Annotated in this window: 1 pseudogene; it reads right to left on the bottom strand. The window is 67.1% G+C overall.

Annotated elements, in window-relative coordinates:
- Positions 1 to 1,968, bottom strand: a pseudogene (locus ACIQMR_RS38325) (hypothetical protein); the annotation flags it as partial.
- Between the last annotated feature and the right edge of the window lie 91 nt (positions 1,969 to 2,059).

Genomic DNA, 2,059 nt, shown 5'->3' with positions numbered 1-2,059 from the left:
GGGTTCGGGGTCGGTGGGGGTGGGGTCGGGTGTGGAGGTGACGTTGACGGTGGCTGATGTGCAGACGTCGTGGCAGGGGGTGGGGTCGGTGGTGTTGGAGGCTAGTTGGCTCACTTCGAAGACCAGGTCGTCCTCGGTGGCGGGGCGGTAGGTGACGGTGAGGTCTTTCTTCCCGCCGGGCGGCAGGTCGCCGGTGGACCAGCGGCCGCTGCTGGTGTCGAACGCGCCGTCGGAATCGTCCGTGACGTCCTTGAGATGGTCGGGCAGGGTCAGGGTGGCCCGGGCATCCCGGGCGGTGGACGGTCCTTCGTTGATGACGGAGAGGGTGAGGGAGGACTCCTCGCCCTGGGGCACTGTCGCCGACGCGGGGGTGAGGGAGACCTGCAGGTCGGCCTGCTGGGTCACCGCGACTTCCGTCGTGGCGCGGTGTGCCGGGACCTTCCCGGGCTCACCGCGCGGGTCACGGGTCGCGGACGCGGTGATGGTGGCCGTGTGCACCAGGGTGTCCCGATCGGCCGGCACCACCCCGGTCAGCGTCAGCACCGCCGACTTCCCACTCCCCACACTGCCCACCATCCACTTGCCCGTGGCCGTGTCGAACGTGCCCGACTCCGTCTGGGCCGACTTCACCAGCATGCCCTCGGGCAACTCGTCCGTGACCTCCACACCCTCCGCGCGAGAGGGACCCTCATTGTCGACCGTCACCGTGTAGACCACCTCATCACCCGGCTCGACGTCCTTCTTGTCGACCGTCAACGCGGCCTTCAGGGAAGCCTTCTGCGCGACCTTCGTCTCGGTAGAGGCCCGGTTGTTGCCCGGTTCCGGATCGGGGGTCGCGGACGCAGTGACAGCGGCGGTGTGCACCAGGGTGTCCCGATCGGCCGGCACCACCCCGGTCAGCGTCAGCACCGCCGACTTCCCACTCCCCACACTGCCCACCATCCACTTGCCCGTGGCCGTGTCGAACGTGCCCGACTCCGTCTGGGCCGACTTCACCAGCATGCCCTCGGGCAACTCGTCCGTGACCTCCACACCCTCCGCGCGAGAGGGACCCTCATTGTCGACCGTCACCGTGTAGACCACCTCATCACCCGGCTCGACACCCGCGGTCGGGGCCTCGAGGGACAGGGCCAGGTCGGCCCGATGGTCCACACGCGCGTCGAAGGAACGGAAGTTGTTCGCCGGATCCACATCGTCGGTGGAGGTGGTGGCGTTGGCCGACGCGGTCAACGCGTACGCGTCCTCCACATCCTCGGCCACCGTCCCGGTGACCTTCACCGACGCCTTCCCGCCCTTGTCCAACGTGCCGACATCACACGAGACCACACCACCGGCCGGAGCCGAACAGTCCGCCTCGGAAGACACCTTCGCGTCCTTCACCCCGTCAGGAACATGCACCTCGACAGCCGTCCCGCGAGCAGCGTGTGGACCGGAGTTGGCGACATCGACCGTGAACTCCGCCGGGTCACCAGGCGTCAGACCACCCTCGGTGAAACCCCCACCGACCGACACATCGGCCGACGCCAACGCAACCTCGGCCCCATCGAAATGAACCGTGCGCTTCACACCGGGAATCCACTCGTAGTCCAACCGAGGCTGGTGAACGAACGACACACCCTTCGGAGCGTCACCACCCACCTTCACCTCATAGGTCACGGTGTACTCCTCGCCGCGGACCATACGCCCACCCGCATCGGCCGAAGCACCCTCCCCCAAACGAACCGTCAACACATCCCCCACCACAGCGGACCGGTCCCCCACACCGACCCCGTTCACCCGCACACTGTCCTTCACCAACGACGAATGAGCCGGAACCACCGCAGACAACACCGCGTCATCCAACACATCACCCCCCGCATGCACGATCCGCGACGTCAACACCAACACGTCCCCACGCTGCACCACCCCCGCACCAGCAGAAGCCCCCACCTCCAACCGCGGACGCGGCTCAAAACTCACCACATCCACATTGTTCTGACCGTATTTCGCGAAGAGGGAGACTCGGGTGGACGTCTGTCCGGTGGGGACTTGGTAGATCCCGTACCACTCCCCCCACTTG

This window comes from Streptomyces sp. NPDC091376 (assembly GCF_044757085.1).
Lineage (GTDB): Bacteria > Actinomycetota > Actinomycetes > Streptomycetales > Streptomycetaceae > Streptomyces > Streptomyces pratisoli.
The sequence above is the reverse complement of the archived record's forward strand: the minus strand, read 5'-3'. Positions and strand labels throughout refer to the sequence as shown.